An 18,489-nucleotide genomic window follows, 5' to 3' on the forward strand; every position below is an offset into this window, starting at 1 on the left:
GCTGCGATACCGGTGCCATAAGCGCAGTTTAGAGGGGGGCGAACTTGGGGAAAACCACTAGCCGACTAATTCAGTATTGCAAAGAACGGGTAGTCGGCGAGCTGTAATCTCGCCGTCGCTGGTTCTCGTAAAACAGCGCAAAAGCGGCCGCAAATCTCGTCACACACCTTTGCGCACGTCGACGCGATAACTCGTGATTTGCCGATAAGTATCTCCGGGTCGCACGATCACTTCGTTCTGCCCGGTCATATTGACCTCGTTCGGGAAACCGCCCGCCTCGAGGCACAAGCCGGCGTGCCGTTGATAGCGGACACCGCCGCGTCCCGGGTTGCCGTTCAACGCGTTGCCCGTGTAAAACTGCAAGCCCCGCTGATCGGTCGCGACGGTCAGTTCGCGTCCGCTGCCCGGATCGTATGCACAGGCGACTTCGCGCAGCGGCGGCGCGTGGCCGTCGTTGCCCTTTATCGCGTTTGCCGGTGCCTCGCGCAGCACGTAGCAATGATCGAAGCCGCCGGCGCGCGCGAGTTGCGCGTGCGGCCAGTCGAGCCGGCCGCCGATCGGCGCGCTCTGCCGGAAGTCGAATGCGTTGCCCGCGACGTCGGCGAGCTTGCACGGAATCATCGTCGCGTCGACTTCGAAAAAGCGCTCGGCGTCGATCGACAGCACGTGGCCGCGAATGTCGGTACCCGCGCGCCCGGTCAGGTTGAAGTACGGATGGCTCGTCAGATTGAGCGGCGTCGGTGCGTCGGTGATCGCTTCGTAGCCGATCGTCAGCGTGCCGTCGTCGTCGAGCGAATAGCGTACTTGCACCGTCACGTTGCCCGGAAAACCGGCATCGCCTTCGGGCGACTCGAGCCGCATCAGCAACGCGCCGTCGTCCTCGGCGACCTCCCACAACGCCCGATGAAAACCGACCGTGCCGCCGTGCAGCAGATTCGGACCTTCGTTGCGATCGAGCGTGTACTCGATGCCGTCGAGCGAAAAGCGCGCGCCCGCAATGCGATTCGCCCAGCGGCCGATCAGTCCGCCCATGTAGGTCGAGGCCGCCACGTATTCGGCGGGCGTGTCGTGACCGAGCAGAATATCGCCGAGACGTCCGGCGCGGTCCGGTGCGTGCCACGAAACCAGCGTCGCGCCGAGGTCGCTGATGGCGACTTTCATGCCGTGCGCGTTGCGCAACGTGTAAAGCCGTACGCGATCGCCGCCCTGCAGCGTGCCCCACGGCTCGGAAGAGAGTTGTGCGATGCTGATCATGTGGTCAGTGCGAAGAAAAAATAGAAAGCATGCTCAGCCAGCGGTTTTGGTCTTCGGGCCCACGCGCTCCTGGTATTCGCGCGGCGTGCAGCCGAGTTCGCGGCGAAATACCGCGTACATGTATTGCAGCGACGTGAAGCCGCAACGGATCGCGACTTCCGCGCTCGACGCATCGCGTTTCGCGAGCAGCGACTTCGCGACGTCGAGCTTGTGGCGCAAGATCTCCTGATGCACGGTGCACTGACGCTCGCGCCGGAAATACTCTTCGAGCGACGAACGCGACACGCCCACATAGTCGGCCACCTGCTCGGTGCGGATGCCCTGGCACGCGTACTGGCGAATGAAATGGCGGGCGCGCATCACGTAAGGACTCGCGAGCGGCTGATGCCGCGTCGATTCGAGCACGTTGATGCCGACCGGCGGCACCAGAATGCGGCGCCCCGGAAAGCGCGCGCCGTGCAGCATCTGATGCAGGATGTGCGCGGCGGTACGGCCCATTTCCTCGGTGCCCTGGATCACCGACGACAGCGGAATGCGCGTCAGCGTACGCGTGAGCGGATCGTTGTCGATGCCGATGATCGCGACTTCCTCGGGCACCGGAATGCCCGCGATCAGACATGCCTGCAGCAAATGCCGCGCACGCGCGTCGGTCACCGCGATGATGCCGACCGGCTTCGGCAGTTGCCGCAGCCAGGTGGTCAGCTGTTCGATGGCCTGGTTCCAGGACGGCGCGCTCGTCGACAGACCGCGATAGATCTCGCTATCGATCTGCGCCGAGCTGCGTCCGTCGGCGCTGCGCAGATGCGCGAAGGCGAGTTCGCGCTGTTGCGCCCAACGGTTTTCCTGCGCCTGCGGCAGGCTGTACAGCGCGAAGTTTTCGAGGCCCGCGCCGATCAGGTGCGTGTACGCGAGCGACACGAGCTTGCTGTTGTCGGTCGCGATATAGGGTAAATCCGGGGGGTACTGCGTCGGATCCTCGTACGACGAACCGACCGCGACAACCGGTAGTGGACAGTCGCGCAGGGCTTCGTCGACGGCGGGATCGTCGAAGTCCGCGATGATGCCGTCGCCGTCGAAGCGCTGGATACCCGCGAGCCGGCAGCGGAAGTCTTCTTCGAGGAAGAGATCCCACGCGACCCGCGTCGACAGCAGGTAGTTGCCGATGCCGGTGATGATCTCGCGATCGTAGACCTTGTTCGCGTTGAACAGCAGCGCGATGCGATGGGTTGTCTGAGGTGCTTGTGGACGGGTCATGGCGGTGAGCGGCGGGTGGATCGATGGACCACGCGCCTTTGTCTCCATTGTGTCGGGTGCCTGGGAGCAATCCCGTTTTTAAGCGTCTGGTTATTCTAGGCGCCGAATCGCGCGACGGCAGTAAACAAACGCGCGGGCGGTAAGAAACATCAAGCGCGCTGCGCAATTTCGCAATTGCCGGCACATCGTGCAAGCGGCAGCATGGCGTCACTTTGTCGGCCTGCGCGGCTTCTCGCGTGGGTTGCAATGCAGCATACATTGGAGACGCCGATGTCCTACTTCGAACACATTCCAGAGATTCGTTACGAAGGCCCGCAATCGGACAACCCGCTCGCGTACCGTCACTACGACAAAACGAGGAAGGTACTCGGCAAGACGCTCGAGGAACATCTGCGTATCGCCGTCTGCTACTGGCATACCTTCGTATGGCCCGGCGTCGATATCTTCGGTCAGGGCACGTTCCGGCGGCCGTGGCAGCAACCCGGCGACGCAATGGAGCGGGCGCTGCAGAAGGCCGACGCCGCGTTCGAATTCTTCTCGAAGCTCGGCACGCCGTACTACACGTTCCACGATACCGACGTCGCGCCCGAAGGCGCGAGCGTGAAGGAATACAGCGAGAACTTCCTGCGCGTGTCCGACTACCTCGCGCGCAAGCAGCAGGATACCGGTGTCAAATTGCTGTGGGGCACCGCGAATCTGTTTTCGCATCCGCGTTACGCGGCCGGCGCCGCGACCAATCCGAATCCGGAGGTTTTCGCCTTTGCGGCGACCCAGGTGCGTCATGCGCTCGACGCGACGCTGCGCCTCGGCGGCGAAAACTACGTGTTGTGGGGCGGCCGCGAAGGCTACGACACACTGCTGAACACCGACCTCGTGCGCGAGCGCGAGCAGTTCGCGCGCTTCCTGCACATGGTGGTCGAACACAAGCATCAGATCGGTTTCAAGGGCGCGCTGCTGATCGAGCCGAAGCCGCAGGAGCCAACCAAACATCAGTACGACTACGACGTCGCCACCGTGCACGGCTTCCTGCTGCAGCACGGCCTCGACAAGGAGATTCGCGTCAACATCGAGGCGAATCACGCGACGCTCGCGGGGCACTCGTTCCATCACGAGATTGCGACCGCATTTGCGCTCGGCATCTTCGGTAGCGTCGATGCGAATCGCGGCGATCCGCAAAATGGCTGGGATACCGACCAATTTCCCAACAGCGTCGAGGAACTCACGCTGGCCTTCTACGAGATCCTGCGCCACGGCGGCTTCACGAGCGGCGGCATGAACTTCGATGCGAAGGTGCGGCGCCAAAGTGTCGATGCGGAAGACCTGTTTTATGGCCACGTCGGCGCGATCGACAACCTCGCGCTCGGCCTCGAACGCGCCGCGGTGCTGGTCGAAAACGAGCGCCTCGAGCAGTTCAAGCGGCAACGCTACGCGGGCTGGGATGGCGAGTTCGGCCGCAAGATCCTGTCCGGCGACTACTCGCTGTCGACGCTTGCGGCGGACACGTTGGCGCGCGATCTGAATCCGCGGCATGTGAGCGGGCAACAGGAACAGATGGAAAACATCGTAAATCAGGCGATTTATAGCGGACGTTGAATAAAGATCGCGCGGCCACGTCGACCGCGCGCACCAGCAAGCTGTGGGTTGTCGCTTGTCCGAGTCTGCGGCTCGCAGCGCAGACCGATACGTCCGGTATTCCGGCTATCACTACATAAAGGAGACATCAATGAAATTCGCAATGCGTCGTAACGTCCTGAGTTCGCTGTTGTGCGGCGCGGTACTCGCCAGCCTGTCGCTCGCCGCGCCGCTCGCGCACGCCAGCAAGGCTCATCCGGAAATCGGCTTCTGTATCGACGATCTGCGCGTCGAGCGCTGGTCGCGCGATCGCGACTATTTCGTCGCCGCGGCGGAAAAGCTCGGCGCGAAGGTGTCGGTTCAATCGGCCGATGCGAGCGAAGAGCGTCAGATCTCGCAGATCGAAAACCTGATCTCGCGCGGCGTCGACGTGATCGTGATCGTGCCGTTCAACTCGAAGACGCTCGGCAACGTCGTGGCCGAAGCGCGCAAAGCGGGCATCAAGGTAGTCTCGTATGACCGCCTGATTCTCGACGCCGATATCGACGCCTATATCTCGTTCGACAACGAGAAGGTCGGCGAGATGCAGGCGCAGGGCGTCTATGACGTGCGGCCGAAGGGCAACTACTTCCTGCTCGGCGGCGCACCGACCGACAACAACGCGAAGATGCTGCGCCAGGGCCAGCTGAAGGTGCTGCAACCGGCGATCGACAAGGGTGACATCAAGGTGGTCGGCCAGCAGTGGGTGCCGGAGTGGAGCGCATCGACCGCGCTGCGCATCATGGAAGACGCGCTGACCGCGAACAACAACAAGATCGACGCAGTCGTCGCGTCGAATGACGGCACCGCTGGCGGCGCGATCCAGGCGCTCGCCGCGCAGGGCCTCGCGGGCAAGGTACCGATCTCGGGTCAGGATGCCGACCTCGCTGCCGTGAAGCGCGTGGCGGCCGGCACGCAGACGATGACGGTCTACAAGCCGCTGAAGCTGATCGCGGGCGAAGCAGCGAAGCTGTCGGTCGCGCTTGCCAAGGGTGACAAGCCGGCGTTCAACGCGCAATACGACAACGGCAAGAAGAAGGTCGATACGGTGCTGCTGCAGCCGACCAAGCTGACGAAGGCGAACCTCGACACCGTCGTGAGGGACGGCTTCTACACGCAAGAGCAACTCGCGAGCAAATAACACGGAGACGGGCCCTATGTGAACGCCACGCTCCCGGGTCATGGCGCCCGGGAGCGTGATCGAACATCGGCCCAACTTGCAGCGAGACATAGCGAATGACGCAACCTCTTCTGACGATGCGCGGCATCGTCAAAGCTTTTTCCGGCGTGAAGGCGCTCGACGGCATCGATCTGACCGTATCGCCGGGCGAATGCGTGGGCCTGTGCGGCGAAAACGGCGCGGGCAAATCGACGCTGATGAAGGTGCTGTCCGGCGTGTATCCGCACGGTACGTGGGATGGCGAAATAACCTGGGAAGGCGAGACGCTGAAGGCCGCGAGCGTGCGCGACACCGAACGCGCGGGCATCATCATCATCCACCAGGAACTGATGCTCGTGCCGGAGTTGTCGGTCGCGGAAAACATCTTTCTCGGCAACGAAATCACGCTGCCCGGCGGCCGCATGAACTACGCGGCGATGTATCAGCGCGCCGACGAACTGTTGCGCGAACTCGGCATCAGCGGCATCAACGCCGCGCAGCCCGTGATGAACTACGGGGGCGGCCATCAGCAGCTGATCGAAATCGCGAAGGCGCTGAACAAGCGCGCGAAGCTGCTGATCCTCGACGAACCGTCGTCGTCGCTGACCGCCTCCGAAATCGCGATTCTGCTCGATATCGTGCGCGATCTGAAACGGCGCGGCATTGCCTGCGTGTACATTTCGCACAAGCTCGACGAAGTCGCCGCCGTCTGCGACACGATCAGCGTGATTCGCGACGGCCGTCATGTCGCGACCGAGCCGATGCACGCCCTGACGACCGAGCGGATCATCTCGCTGATGGTCGGCCGAGAGATCAAGAACCTGTTTCCGCGCGAGCCGCATCCGATCGGCGACGTGATCTTCGAAGCGCGCAACGTGACCTGTTTCGACGTGACGAATCCGCGCCGCAAGCGCGTGGACGACGTGTCGTTCTCGTTGCGGCGCGGCGAAATACTCGGTGTCGCCGGGCTCGTCGGCGCGGGCCGCACCGAACTGATGCAGGCGATTTTCGGCGCGTATGCAGGCATCAGCGAGGCGCACGTCATGCTCGACGGCAAGCCGCTGAAAATTCGCGCGCCGATCGACGCGATTCGCGCCGGCATCGCGATGGTGCCCGAGGATCGCAAACGCCACGGCATCGTGCCCGGCATGAGCGTCGGTCATAACATCACGCTTGCGGTGTTGCAGCGTTTCGCGTCGGGCGGACGTATCGATTCCGCGGCCGAACTCGACACGATTCAGACGGAAATGAAGCGGCTTTCCGTGCGCGCCGCGAATCCGATGTTATCGATTGCAAGTCTGTCGGGCGGCAATCAGCAGAAGGCCGTGCTCACGCGAATGCTGCTGACCAACCCGACCGTGCTGATTCTCGACGAACCGACACGCGGCGTCGATGTCGGCGCCAAATACGAAATCTACAAGCTGATCTTCCAACTGGCGCAGCGCGGCATGTCGATCGTGATGGTGTCGTCCGAATTGCCGGAAGTGCTCGGCATCAGCGACCGAGTGCTCGTGATCGGCGAAGGCGAGTTGCGCGGCGACTTCATCAACGACGGCCTCACGCAGGAAGACATTCTCGGCGCCGCGATCCGCCCCGTGCATCTATCTTCGAACCCAACCGCAGCGAGTGCCGCATGACTCCCGAAGTAACTTCCCAACGCACCGACAACGCCGCGCCGCGAGGCGCATTCGGCGGCACGCAACGGATCCAGCAACTGTTCGCGCGCTACAAGATTCTCGCGCTGCTGATTGCCGTCGCCGTGATCTGGATTTTCTTTTCGGCGCTCACGCACGGCGCGTTCGTCACGCCGCGCAATCTGTCGAATCTGCTGCGGCAGATGTCGATTACCGGCATGCTCGCGTGCGGCATGGTGTTCGTGATCATCGCCGGTGAAATCGATCTGTCGGTCGGTTCGCTGCTCGGTTTGCTCGGCGGCGTTGCGGCGATTCTCGACGTGAACCGGCACTGGCCGATCGGCGTGACGATTCCGGTCGTGCTGCTGCTCGGCATCGCGGTCGGCGTGTTCAACGGCTGGTGGTCGACGTATCGGCGCGTGCCGTCGTTTATCGTCGGGCTCGGCGGCATGCTCGCGTATCGCGGCATTCTGCTCGGCATTACCGGAGGGTCGACGATCGCGCCAGTGTCGGACAGCTTCGTGTTCGTCGGTCAGGGCTATCTGCCGCGGCTCGCCGGCGACACGCTCGCCGTCGTGCTGTTCCTGCTGCTGGCATTCCTGACGATCCGCCAGCGCGCGAATCGGCAGCGTTATCAGTTGCGCGTCGTGCCTTTCTGGCAGGACGTCGCGAAGGTGATCGGCGCAGGGGCGATTCTCGCCGGCTTCATCGCGATGCTCGACAATTACGGCGGCATTCCGGTGCCGGTGTTGCTGCTGCTCGCGCTGCTCGGGGTCTTCACATGGATCGCGACGCAGACCGTGTTCGGACGCCGCATCTACGCGGTCGGCTCGAACCTCGAAGCGACGCGGCTGTCGGGTGTCAACACCGACCGCGTGAAGCTCGCGATCTTCGCGCTGATGGGGCTGATGTGCGCGTTTGCCGGCATCGTCAACACGGCGCGGCTCGCGGCCGGTTCGCCGTCGGCGGGCTCGATGGGCGAACTCGACGCGATCGCCGCGTGCTTTATCGGCGGCACCTCGATGCGCGGCGGCTCCGGCACCGTGTATGGCGCGCTGATCGGCGCGCTCGTAATGGCGAGCCTCGACAACGGCATGTCCATGCTCGACGTCGACGCGTACTGGCAGATGATCGTGAAGGGCGGCATCCTCGTGCTGGCCGTGTGGATCGACGTGGTGTCGGGTTCGAACCGCCGTTGATCCAGTCGCATGATCGCCTGATTGAATCAAGCGCAGGGTTCGCGGTGTGCCGGCGGTGACTTACGCCGGCACACCGCCGCCTCTGCGCGGACGCAGTTAATGAAACACCCCACGACTTTCCCCCGCCGCTTTCAGTCCCCGCCTTCCCACGCCGCACGGCCGCTCGAGGTTCACGCGCGCATTTAAGTCTCACGCTCGCTGATTCGTCTTATTACTATTCGCAGACAAAGACGGGGTGCATCGGCGCTGTCGCCGCTTTCCTACCATCGAGCCAGCCGAGCGAGCCATGCCATGTTGACGCGCAGAACCTTTCTGCTTGGCGGCGCCAGTGCGTTGGGCGGGCTGCTGGTCGGCTGGGCCGTGCTGCCGCCGCGGCAGCGCCTGATGACGTCGACGCCGCTGCCGACGCAAGGCACTCAGGTTGGGCTAAACGGCTGGGTGAAGATCGACGCCGACAACCGCGTGACGATCATGGTGCCGAAGGCCGAAATGGGGCAGGGCATCCATACGGGGCTTGCGATGCTGCTCGCCGAGGAGCTCGACGCAGACTGGCGGCAGGTGCAAGTCGAAGCGGCGCCGATCGACCGGATCTACAACGCGGTGCAGGGTATCGTCGACGATCTGCCGTTTCGCCCCGACGACGACAGCTACATCCGCCGCGGCACCGTGTGGATCACGAGCAAGGCAGTGCGTGAGATCGGCACGATGATGACGGGCGGCTCCTCGAGCATGAACGATCTCTGGACGCCGATGCGCGAGGCCGGCGCGTCGGCGCGTGTGATGCTGATCGAGGCGGCGGCCGAACGCTGGGACGTGCCGGTCCGCGAATGCCGCGCGGAAAAGGGCTACGTGCTGCACCCGTGGGGGCACAAGGCGACGTTCGGCGAGTTGTCGTCGATGGCCGCGCGCCAGCCGCTGCCGCGCAGCGTCGTCCTGAAGCAGCCGGCCGACTTCAAGCTGATCGGCCAGCCCGTGCGGCGCATCGAAGCCGCGTCGAAAATCGACGGTGCGGCGCGCTTCGGCATCGACGTGTTGCCCGACGGTTTGGTCTATGCGAGCGTCGTGATGTGTCCGACGCTCGGCGGCACGGTCGCGCATTTCGACGCGACGCCCGCGCAAAAGATGCGGGGCTTCATCAAGGCGTTCGCCGTGCCGCCGTACGCGGGCGGCACCGGCGGCGTGGCCGTGATCGCGGACAACGCGTTTCGCGCGATGAGCGCGGTCGAGGCGATCAACGTGACCTGGCATGACGGCGCGGCCGCGAAGGTGTCGAGCGCGGCGGTAGACCGCCGCCTCGTCGAGACGCTCGACCATACGGACGGCCACGTGTATTACCACGTCGGCAACGTCGACAACGCGATGAGTCGCGCGGCGCGCACGATCGAAGCGGTCTATCACGCACCGTATCTCGCGCATGGCGCGGTCGAGCCGCTGAACTGCACGGTGCAGGTCGCGGACGGCGCAGCGACCGTCTGGGTGTCGACGCAGATGCCGCGGCTGGCGCGGCATCATGCGGCGAAAGTGCTCGGCCTCGACGTCGATCTCGTCGATGTACAGACGCAGCTGTTGGGCGGCGCGTTCGGCCGGCGCCTCGAACTCGATTTCGTCGCGCAGGCCGCGGCGATCGCGCGCGAGGCCGATGGCCGTCCGGTGCAAACCATCTGGTCGCGCGCGCAGGACTTCACGCACGACTTCTACCGGCCCGCATGCGCAGCATGGTTTCAGGCCGGCTTCGACGAGCACGGCAAGCTGGTCGCCTGGCACGCGAAGTCGGCGGGTCAGGCGATCGTGCCGGATGCGCTCGCGCGTTACTACGGCGTGCCGCACATCCCGATCGACAAGACCACCTGCGAAGGCGCGTTCGATCAGCCCTACGAGTGGCCGGCCGCGCGCGTGTCGCACAAGATAGTCGAATTACCGGTGCCGATCGGCTTCTGGCGTTCGGTCGGCCACTCGCATCAGGCCTTCTTCACCGAGAGCTTCACCGACGAAGCCGCCGCCGCGGCCGGCCAGGACCCGATCGCGTTTCGCGCGATGCTGCTCGCGCAGCATCCGCGTCATCTGGCGGTCCTGAAGCGTGTCGAGAAGTTGTCCGACTGGGGGCGTCCGCTAAAACCCGCCGCCGATGGCGCGCGTCGCGCTCGTGGCGTCGCGTTGCACGAGGCGTTCGGCAGCGTGGTCGCGCAGGTCACGGAGGTGTCGATCGGCGCGAACCGGCAGATTCGCGTGCATCGGGTGGTGTGCGTAATCGATTGCGGCTTGCCGGTGAATCCGAATCTGATCCGTCAGCAGATGGAAGGCGGCATCGTGTTCGGGCTGTCGAGCGCGTTGCAGAACGAGATCACGATCGTCAACGGCCAGGTGCAGCAGAAGAACTTCGTGGACTTTCCGGTCGTGCGGATGAACGGGTGCCCTGCGATCGAAGTCGACATCATGCCGAGCCAGCTGCACCCGCAAGGTGTCGGCGAGCCGGGCGTGCCGCCGATCGCGCCGGCGGTGGGCAATGCGGTGTTCGCACTGACGGGGCAGCGTTTGCGGACGCTGCCGTTGCGGCTTGCATGACGGACGGTCGATGAGCAAAAGCTTGCGGTGTAGCGCGGCGACTCAGGAGGCAAGCATGGCGGTACTGAATATCAACGGACGCAAGGTGAAGGTCGATGCCGATCCGGACATGCCGCTGCTATGGGTGCTGCGCTGCGATCTCGGCATGACCGGCACCAAGTTCGGCTGCGGCGTGGGCATCTGCGGCGCGTGCACGATCAATCTCGACGATGCCGCGTGCTTCGCGTGCCAGACGTTGATGTCGAGCCTGCATACGCAGAAGATCACGACGATCGAGGGTTTGCAGGGACGCGAATCGCAGGCGCTGAAGGCCGCGTGGATCGAACTCGATGTGGTGCAGTGCGGCTATTGCCAGAGCGCGCAATTGATGGCGGCTTGCGCGTTGCTGAAGCACAAGCCCGATCCGACCGATGCCGACGTCGACGAGGCGATGACGCCGGTGGTGTGCCGTTGCGGCACGTATCCGCGGGTACGGGCAGCGATACATCAGGCGGCGGCGAAAGTGCGGAACAGCTAGCCACTCTTTCGGTCCGCCGCCCGCCCAACTCAATTAGCCAACATTTCGACCACCGCAACCACCGCGGTGAAGATACCGATGCATCCGCCCAACGTGACTACACCCTGCATGAATGGCGACATACGAGACCCCGTAGCGTGAAGTGGTGTCACGTATTTAACCGAAAGTGAAAGCAAAAAGAAAGATTCTCAAAAATAAATCGTAAGACGGCCGATCAAGGCGCTTTCGCAGTTGCGGCCGTCGACGCTCCCGACTTCGCGGACGGCCTGGCCGCGACAGGTGTTGCCTTCAGCTGCGGCCGCGTTTCACCCGGCGTGCTTTGCCCGCCAACTTCCCACCCGCCGCCCAGCGACAGGAACAGATTGACCTGATCGATCGCCACCTGGCCCTCCGCCGCCGCGAGCTGCGACTTCGCGGCCGTCAGCGTGCGCGTCGCGTCGAGATCGGAGATGAACGACTCGCGCCCGGCGCGATACAGCCGATGCGTTTCATCCGCCGATTGCGCCGCCGACTTCAGCGCCGCGCGCAGCGATTCGGCGCGCGCGTAATCGGACGCGTAGGTCGCGAGGTTGGTCTCGGTTTCGCGCAGCGCGGTCAGCACCACGCCGTCGAACTTCGCGAGCGCGACCTGGCTCGACGCTTCGGCTTCGTGGACCCGTTGGCGCGCGCCATTGGTCGGGAAGGTCCAGCTGATCAGCGGACCGAAGGCCCAACGCGCTGTCGGCGAGGTGGGAATGTCTTCCAGAATGCCGGTGAAGCCCGCCGACGCGCCAATGCTGATGCTTGGATAAAGCGCCCCGGTCGCGACGCCGATGCGCGCCGTCGACGCCGCGAGCTGACGCTCGGCTTCGTGCACGTCCGGGCGTCGCCGCAGCAGCCCGGCGCCGTCGCCGATCGGAATCGGCTGGTGGATTTGCGGCAGCCGGTCGCAGGCGAGCACGGCCGGCGGCAATTGCGACGGCGCCTGGGCGAGCAGCATCGCGAGCCGGTATTGTGCGATCTTGCGGCGCGCGGTGTAGCGCGGAATGTCGGCCGTCAGAGTCTCGACCTGAGTCTGGCCGCTCGTGACCGCGGTCTGGTTTCCGCGTCCCGCGTCGCGCAGACGGCGCGACACGTCCACGCGCTCCTTCTGTAGCGCGAGCGATTGCTGCGCGATGCGCAGCTCCTCGGCCGCCGAGCATTGTTCGACGTACGAGCGCACCACGTCCGCGACGACAGTGATGCGCGCGAGGTCGCCCGCGGCTTCCACGGCCTCGGTGTCCGCCGCCGCCGCCTCGACGCCGCGGCGCAGTTTGCCGAACAGGTCGATTTCGTACGAGACGTTGATGCCCATGTCACCCAGGTTGGCGACCGGCAGTTTCTCGAAGAGCAGGAATTGCTCGGCCGATTCCTGCGCGCGCTGGATCGCCACCGACGCGTTGCCCGAAAAACCGCCCTGCGCTTGTGCTATGCCCAGCGCCTCGCGCGAGCGCGCGAGATTCGCGGTCGCGACGCGCAGGTCGGTATTCGATTTCAACGCCTCGTCGACCAGACCGTTCAGCACCGGATCGTCGTACAGCTTCCACCAGACGGTCGGCAGATTGAGGGTTGACGTCAGCTTGGGATCGGCGCCCTCGATCGCTCCGTTCGCGAGCGGGGCATTGACGAGCGCCTGTTTCGGCAGCGTGTAGTTCGGCCCGACGTTGATGCAGCCGTTCAGCGCGACGGTGAGCGGCAACAACGGCAGCAGCGGCAGCAGTGGCAGCAGCGGCAAGCGCGGCGCCAGCGAGGACAAGGTACGCACGAACTTCATTGCGACGCGCCCGACGGTGCGGTGCCCGACCCAGCGGACCCGGAGGCCACCGACGAACCCGGCGCCACCGGCGCAGCCGAAGCGGCGACCGTGCCAGATGCGCCACCCGTGCCCGACACGGCTCGTCTCCTGAGCGGCGACAGGTCACGCACCGACACCGTCGCGGTACGCCCCGCGATCAGGCGGAAATCAGCCGGCACCTCATCGAGCGCGACCCGCACCGGAATGCGCTGCGCGAGCCGCACCCAGCTGAACGCCGGGTTCACGTTCGGCAGCAGATTGGCGCTTTGCGTGCGGTCGCGGTCTTCGATACCGGCGACGATGCTCTGCACGTGCCCGCGCAGCGGCTTCGGCTCGCCCATCACGATGATGTCGACCGGTTGGCCGATGTCGATGCCGCGCAGCTTGGTTTCCTCGAAGTAGCCGTCGACGCGGAACGAATGCATGTCGACCACCGCGACCACCGCGCGGCCGGCCGCGACGAATTCGCCGGCGCGCGGGGCGCGGTCGTTCAGATAGCCGTCTACCGGGCTTTTGATCGTCGAGCGCTCGAGGTTCAGCTTCGCGGTGTCGATCGCGACGTTCGCGTCGACGAGCGCGGCTTCGCCCGCGTCGACGCGCGAGCGGCTTTCTTCGAGTACTTCGGCGGCGACGAGGTTGCCGAGCTGACGATTGCGCGCGTATTCGCGGCGCGCCTGATCGAGCGTCGCGCGGCGCTGCTGCGCCGTTGCCTCGGCCTGTCGCAATGCGAGCGTGTAGCGCGCCTGATCGATCCTGAACAGCACCTGGCCCTGCTTGACCTGCTGGTTGTCCATGACCTCGACCGACGAAATCAGTCCCGACACGTCGGGCGCGACCTGGATCACATCGGCGCGTACGCGCCCGTCGCGGGTCCACGGCGCGAACAGGTAGTAGTCGACGAGTTTCCACAGCACGAATGCTGCGACCACTACGACGATCAGGGTCAGCAGGATCTGACCGACGGAGAACCAGGTTTTTTTCACGTTATTAGTCTGTGCGAAACGACGACGACAAGGCCCAACACCAGCACATAGACACCGAGATCGAAGATGGAGCGATGCCAGACGAAGCGGTAAAAGCCGGTGTAATCGAGCGCGGTGCGAATGCCGAGGTTGATCAGATACGCAATCAACATCAGCACCAGCACGGCCGGTACGAACACGCCGAAGATATCGATTTCACCGATCATCGCGGGAACCGGGAAAAGGGCGGGGCGGGGTGGGGTGGGCAAGCGGGCGCAAGCAGGGGCGCAAGAATGGGTGCGTCACGCAGCGGCCTCCGGTTCGGTCGGCGTTGGTTTCGTGAGGGTCGCCGGAAACAGCGAAAGACGCAAGCCGACCAGCGCGTGCAGCGCATCGCGCAACTGACGCGCCGAGGTCTTCGAGGTCTCGGTCGGCGCCGCGGCGTTGGCGAGCCCCTGCGCGGTGACGCGCGCGACGGCCACGTCGATCAACGACATCAGGCTGTCCGGCACCGGCTCGCGGTGGCGTCGATCGATGCAGCTCTCGTAGTATGTACGCACTCCATCGAGAACATGGTCGATCGCGCCGGCCGTTTCGCCGCCGAGCTTGCGTGTGAGGCGGCGCAGGTCCAGCGCGTTGAACCCGATGCGCAGATCGCGGAAGCTCTCGATCGACGGATGGCGGTAATCGTCGGTGGCCGCGAGGCGCGGGATCAATTGCATCAGCCGGTCGAGCATGCGCGCGGCGAGATTGCGCGGATCTTCGATCGGCCGCGTCGACGCGGTCAGCGCGACGTCGGCCCAGCTCGAGCGCAACAGGCGCGCCGCGGCCAGCTCGGCGCCGAATGGGCGCGTTGCACGGGTCCACAAGTATGCATAGAGCAGGCCGGAGAGGCCCGCGAGGTTGGCGTTCAGGAACGTCAGGAAGTTCGCGTCGTACGCGTCCTGAATGCTGATGAAGGTGGCCGTGTTCACCGCGACCAGCACCGTCACCATGTTGAACTGCGGGCGCGGAATCAGCGTGCCGACCAGAATGAACGGCGCGGCGAACAGGATCACCAGCATCGGGAAGTCGTGCACCTGCGGCAGCACGACGAACAGATAGAGACCCGCGGCCACGACGGCGACGCCGGTCGCGAGGAAGAAGCGGAACACGAACGGCGCGGGTTCGTCGAGCGCGGCGAAGAAGCAGCAGGCGACCGCCGCGAGCGTGACCGCGCTCGCGCCGTCGTTCCAGCCCGAGCCGATCCACAGCGCGCACGCGAGCACCACAGCCGCGGCCGCGGACACGGTCGCGAACAGCATCATGCCGCGATCGTAGAAGCGCTCGGTGCCGCCGAGTCGCCAGTGACGGAAATGCGGCCGCCACGAACCTTCCTCGCGTGTGATGATGATGCGCAGCGAGCGGCAGTCTTGCCACACGTCGATCACTTGCCCTAGGCGCCACAGTGCATTCGACAGCAGCGCGCCGTCCCAATGCGTGAGCGCGGCGGCGGGCGGGTGCATCGCGGCGATGCGCGCGCGCAGCGCGTTGGCGGTCTCGTCCGCGTGATCACCCTCGCTCGGCGCGGGCAGCGGTTGGTTGAACCACTTGATGACGTCGTCGATCAGCGTCTGAAGTCCTTCGGGCCAGTGTTGCGGGCCGTTGTTGTAGAGCGCGAGCAGCGGATCGGCGAGCGACGACATGATCGGCAGCAGCAGTTGCATGCGGCCACGTAGTTCATGCGTGCGCGCGAGGACGTCGGGCCGCGTGTGATCGTAGGCGAGCTGGCTCAGCAGCAGTTCGAGACCGTTGATCGTGCTCGCGAGTCGTTGCCGAGCGCCGGAAATCGCCGAGCTTGCGATGCGGCCCGACAGCGTTTCGGTCGCGTAGAACGCGGCGTCGCGAAACCATGCGTCGGTGCGCTCGATGATCGTCGGCGCGAGCCGGCTCGGAAACACCGCGCTGCCGACGATGCTCGCACAGACGATGCCGAGAATGATCTCCTCGGTCCGGCTCACGGCGAGATCGAAGACGCCGGTCGGATTCGTCACCGACGGCAGCGCGATGATCGGCATCGTATAGGCCGCCAGCATGAACACGTAGCTGCGCGCGGTGCGGTCGGACACCGCGAGGTAGAGCATCGTGCCGGTCCACGCCGCGACGATCACGCTGAACAGGTACGGCGATTCGACGAACGGCGGCACCAGCAGCACCGCGCCCGACGCGCCGAGCGCAGTGCCCAGCGCACGATAGATCGCCTTCGAGCGGGTCGCGCCGACGAACGGGTTCGACACGATGTAGACGGTCGCCATCGCCCAGTACGGCCGCGGCAGTTCGAACGCGAGGCCGATGTAAAGCGCGAGCATGGCCGCGGCGAACGTTTTGACGGAAAACAGCCAGTCGCGGAGAGTGGGATAGACCATAAACCGTTACGCGGAATCTGCGTTGTGCGGCGCGGTGGCTCGCGCGCCGCGCTTGGTGGACTTGCGCGCCTTGGCGGTGCCGCGTGATTTGCCGGCCGTTTTGGCAGCGCTTTTGCCGCTCGTCCGTTTGACCTTGCTGGCAAGCGCTGCGCTTTTGGCGGGCTCGCGCTTCGCCGACGAGGTGTGCTTCGTCGCCTCGTGCCTGACCGATTCCGGGCGCACGGGCTGCGCGCGTTCGTGACGCGTGTCGCGCTCGACGCTTCCCGGTTCGGCCCGTCCGGCGGCATCGGCCGTGAATGCGTCGAGCACGCGCAGGGCGGCCTCGAGATCGTCGCGCGATACGCCTTTGAGCGCCTGCGCGCGCAACGTGACCAGCTCCTCTTCCATCTTCGCGGTGACGGCGCGGCCTTCGTCGGTCAGTACGACGGTCTTCGCGCGGCGGTCTTCGGGATCTTCGTCGCGGCGCATCAGGCCGGCCGCGCACAACTGGTCGAGCAGCCGCACGAGGGAAGGCCCCTCGATGCCGATGTGATCGGCGAGCGTGACCTGACGCACCGCCGAGCCGAGCCGGCTCGCGGTCAGAAGCGGCGTCGCGCACGCTTCGGATACGTTGAAGGCCGCGAGCACACCATGACTCGTGCGCCGCCACTTTCTGGCGGCGACGACCAGCGTGCTGCTGACGGTGCGGCGCAGGGCATCGAGATTCGACATGGCCGGTATTGTATTTCCAAAATATTCGTTAGCAAACTATTGAATTGGAAATCGTGGCCGAACCGGAGGAGTCTGCGGCGCGAATGCGACAGCGGCATTAAATCGGTGGCCAGGAGGTGGGCTTACAGAATCGTTGGGTGTGCGGTGCGCCGCGATTTAATGGGCATTTTGAGGCAAGTGGTCTACTTGATTCACTTGAGCTTGATTCACGCGAGCAGCCGAACGGTGCGAGGATGAGGACACGCTGCTCCATCGCTCACTGTCCTGACGTATCGATCAGATGGTTCGTCGTGCCGAGCATCGCGGTGCTGCCGCGATACAAGGGCAGCCCCGACAGCACGCCCTTGAAGTCGCGCAGCGCTTCGCCGACCTCGACGCCTTCGGTGCCGAGGCGGAACTGGCGGATCGTGCGTTCATGATCGTTCGCGCGGCTCTTGACGGCGGTTATTGCCGTCAGCACTTCGCCGTGGTGCTCGAAATAGCGGAACAGGTATCGTGAAACGGCTCAGATCCCAACCATGGCTCGCGCCGATCGCGAGCAGTTCAGCACGGGTTTCGGACAGCGCGATATAAAGGCCGGTCTGCCCTTCGTGCAGGCCCTTGAGTAAGAATTGCAACGCTAGGGTGGTCTTACCCGTGCCTGGCACACCCTCCACGAGGTACATGCGGTTCGGCGTAAGACCACCGCCGAGGATGTCGTCGATGCCTTCGATGCCCGACGATATGCGGGCGGGGGTAGGGGCGGCGGTAGTGGTCGACATGATGGTTGAAATGACGTCGGCAGTGGCTTTGATCGAAACGGGCGCGATGTCGCGGCCGGTATGGCGCTACGCCATTTGTGTGCCGTCGTGCATTGCATGCGTGCTCGGGCCTCGCGCGCATGGGCATGAAGCGTGCTGTTAAAGGTGACTCGCTGCGAGTTTTTCATCAGCGGCACTTTGGAAGCTTCACGCACACCATGAAAACCTATCGACTTTCCGCTATCGCGCTTACCGCGGCATCGCTCGTTGCGCTGCTGCCGGTCAGTGCATCCGCCGACGATAGCCCCAGACCTTGCGGTGCGCTCAAACGGATCGTGGCCGCGGCGCCGGACGGCTTCGCCTCGCTGACACCCGACGACGGCAAAGGCGTTGCGCAACCTTATGGCGATGACGCGCAATGTTCGGCCGCGCATCGAAGTTTCCAGTGCACGTGGACGCCGCATCAGGCGGCGGGCTCGAACGCGGATGCATTGGAAGCGGTCGCGGCCGACGTCGCGTCCTGCCTGCCCGATGCAACGCACGATCAGAATTCGCCGGGACGTCAGCACTTTTATCTCGGCGCGAAGGATCGACGCACCGAAATCACGCTGACGCCAGAGGGGGCCAACCGGTTGCGGCTCGTGGTGTCGGGCAGGTAAGCGGCGGTG

The 18,489-nt window shown here is 64.8% G+C and carries 14 protein-coding genes and 2 pseudogenes; 7 read left to right on the forward strand and 9 right to left on the reverse strand.

Annotated features, from left to right (window positions below; all coding sequences use genetic code 11):
* Positions 1 to 159 precede the first annotated feature (159 nt).
* Together OKW28_RS09615 and OKW28_RS09620 are read right to left on the reverse strand one after the other, a co-directional pair.
* Positions 160 to 1,254: an aldose epimerase family protein gene (locus tag OKW28_RS09615; protein ID WP_429445054.1), complete on the reverse strand. Its 1,095-nt coding sequence runs from the start codon at positions 1,252 to 1,254 to the stop codon at positions 160 to 162.
* A gap of 33 nt (positions 1,255 to 1,287) precedes the next feature.
* Complete coding sequence (locus tag OKW28_RS09620) at positions 1,288 to 2,508, reverse strand: XylR family transcriptional regulator (protein WP_429445056.1); 1,221 nt, start codon at positions 2,506 to 2,508, stop codon at positions 1,288 to 1,290.
* 270 nt (positions 2,509 to 2,778) lie between these two features.
* Between OKW28_RS09620 and xylA the strand changes: the two genes are divergently transcribed.
* The 6 genes from xylA to OKW28_RS09650 all read left to right on the forward strand — a co-directional run bounded on the left by xylA (position 2,779) and on the right by OKW28_RS09650 (position 11,190).
* Positions 2,779 to 4,101 carry a xylose isomerase gene (gene xylA / locus OKW28_RS09625; RefSeq protein WP_429445058.1) on the forward strand — a complete coding sequence of 441 codons (1,323 nt, stop codon included), beginning with the start codon at positions 2,779 to 2,781 and terminating at the stop codon, positions 4,099 to 4,101.
* Between the two features lie 130 nt (positions 4,102 to 4,231).
* Positions 4,232 to 5,260 carry a D-xylose ABC transporter substrate-binding protein gene (xylF, locus tag OKW28_RS09630; RefSeq protein WP_429445060.1) on the forward strand — a complete coding sequence of 343 codons (1,029 nt, stop codon included), beginning with the start codon at positions 4,232 to 4,234 and terminating at the stop codon, positions 5,258 to 5,260.
* 95 nt (positions 5,261 to 5,355) lie between these two features.
* Entirely contained in the window at positions 5,356 to 6,915 is a 1,560-nt protein-coding gene (gene xylG, locus OKW28_RS09635) for a D-xylose ABC transporter ATP-binding protein (protein WP_429445062.1), read from the forward strand.
* Positions 6,912 to 8,111 carry a sugar ABC transporter permease gene (locus OKW28_RS09640; RefSeq protein ID WP_429445064.1) on the forward strand — a complete coding sequence of 400 codons (1,200 nt, stop codon included), beginning with the start codon at positions 6,912 to 6,914 and terminating at the stop codon, positions 8,109 to 8,111. Before xylG ends, OKW28_RS09640 begins: the two co-directional genes overlap by 4 nt.
* A gap of 291 nt (positions 8,112 to 8,402) precedes the next feature.
* Positions 8,403 to 10,673: a molybdopterin cofactor-binding domain-containing protein gene (locus OKW28_RS09645; RefSeq protein ID WP_429445066.1), complete on the forward strand. Its 2,271-nt coding sequence runs from the start codon at positions 8,403 to 8,405 to the stop codon at positions 10,671 to 10,673.
* A 55-nt stretch (positions 10,674 to 10,728) separates the two neighbouring features.
* Positions 10,729 to 11,190, forward strand: coding sequence for a (2Fe-2S)-binding protein (locus OKW28_RS09650; RefSeq protein ID WP_429445068.1), 462 nt, complete (start codon positions 10,729 to 10,731; stop codon positions 11,188 to 11,190).
* A gap of 214 nt (positions 11,191 to 11,404) precedes the next feature.
* Here the strand turns inward: OKW28_RS09650 and OKW28_RS09655 are convergent, their stop codons facing one another.
* From OKW28_RS09655 to OKW28_RS09685, 7 genes and pseudogenes are all read right to left on the reverse strand, one after another.
* Positions 11,405 to 12,982 carry an efflux transporter outer membrane subunit gene (locus tag OKW28_RS09655; RefSeq protein WP_429445070.1) on the reverse strand — a complete coding sequence of 526 codons (1,578 nt, stop codon included), beginning with the start codon at positions 12,980 to 12,982 and terminating at the stop codon, positions 11,405 to 11,407.
* A complete protein-coding gene (locus tag OKW28_RS09660; protein WP_429445073.1) occupies positions 12,979 to 13,986 on the reverse strand; it encodes an efflux RND transporter periplasmic adaptor subunit in 1,008 nt (335 codons plus the stop codon). Before OKW28_RS09660 ends, OKW28_RS09655 begins: the two co-directional genes overlap by 4 nt.
* A complete protein-coding gene (locus tag OKW28_RS09665) occupies positions 13,983 to 14,192 on the reverse strand; it encodes a DUF1656 domain-containing protein (RefSeq protein ID WP_018424227.1) in 210 nt (69 codons plus the stop codon). Before OKW28_RS09665 ends, OKW28_RS09660 begins: the two co-directional genes overlap by 4 nt.
* 75 nt (positions 14,193 to 14,267) lie before the next feature.
* Complete coding sequence (locus OKW28_RS09670; protein ID WP_429445075.1) at positions 14,268 to 16,370, reverse strand: FUSC family protein; 2,103 nt, start codon at positions 16,368 to 16,370, stop codon at positions 14,268 to 14,270.
* Between the two features lie 278 nt (positions 16,371 to 16,648).
* Positions 16,649 to 17,081 (reverse strand): annotated as a pseudogene (locus OKW28_RS09675) (MarR family winged helix-turn-helix transcriptional regulator); the annotation flags it as partial.
* Between the two features lie 256 nt (positions 17,082 to 17,337).
* Positions 17,338 to 17,541, reverse strand: coding sequence for a hypothetical protein (locus OKW28_RS09680; protein WP_429445077.1), 204 nt, complete (start codon positions 17,539 to 17,541; stop codon positions 17,338 to 17,340).
* Positions 17,542 to 17,572: 31 nt separating this feature from the next.
* Positions 17,573 to 17,842 (reverse strand): annotated as a pseudogene (locus tag OKW28_RS09685) (ATPase domain-containing protein); the annotation flags it as partial.
* Between the two features lie 197 nt (positions 17,843 to 18,039).
* Here OKW28_RS09685 and OKW28_RS09690 point away from each other — a divergent pair.
* Positions 18,040 to 18,480, forward strand: a complete 441-nt coding sequence (locus tag OKW28_RS09690; protein WP_429445079.1) for a hypothetical protein — start codon at positions 18,040 to 18,042, stop codon at positions 18,478 to 18,480.
* Positions 18,481 to 18,489 lie beyond the last annotated feature (9 nt).

Origin of the sequence: Paraburkholderia sp. 40 (assembly GCF_050434105.1) — a bacterium.
GTDB lineage: Bacteria > Pseudomonadota > Gammaproteobacteria > Burkholderiales > Burkholderiaceae > Paraburkholderia > Paraburkholderia tuberum.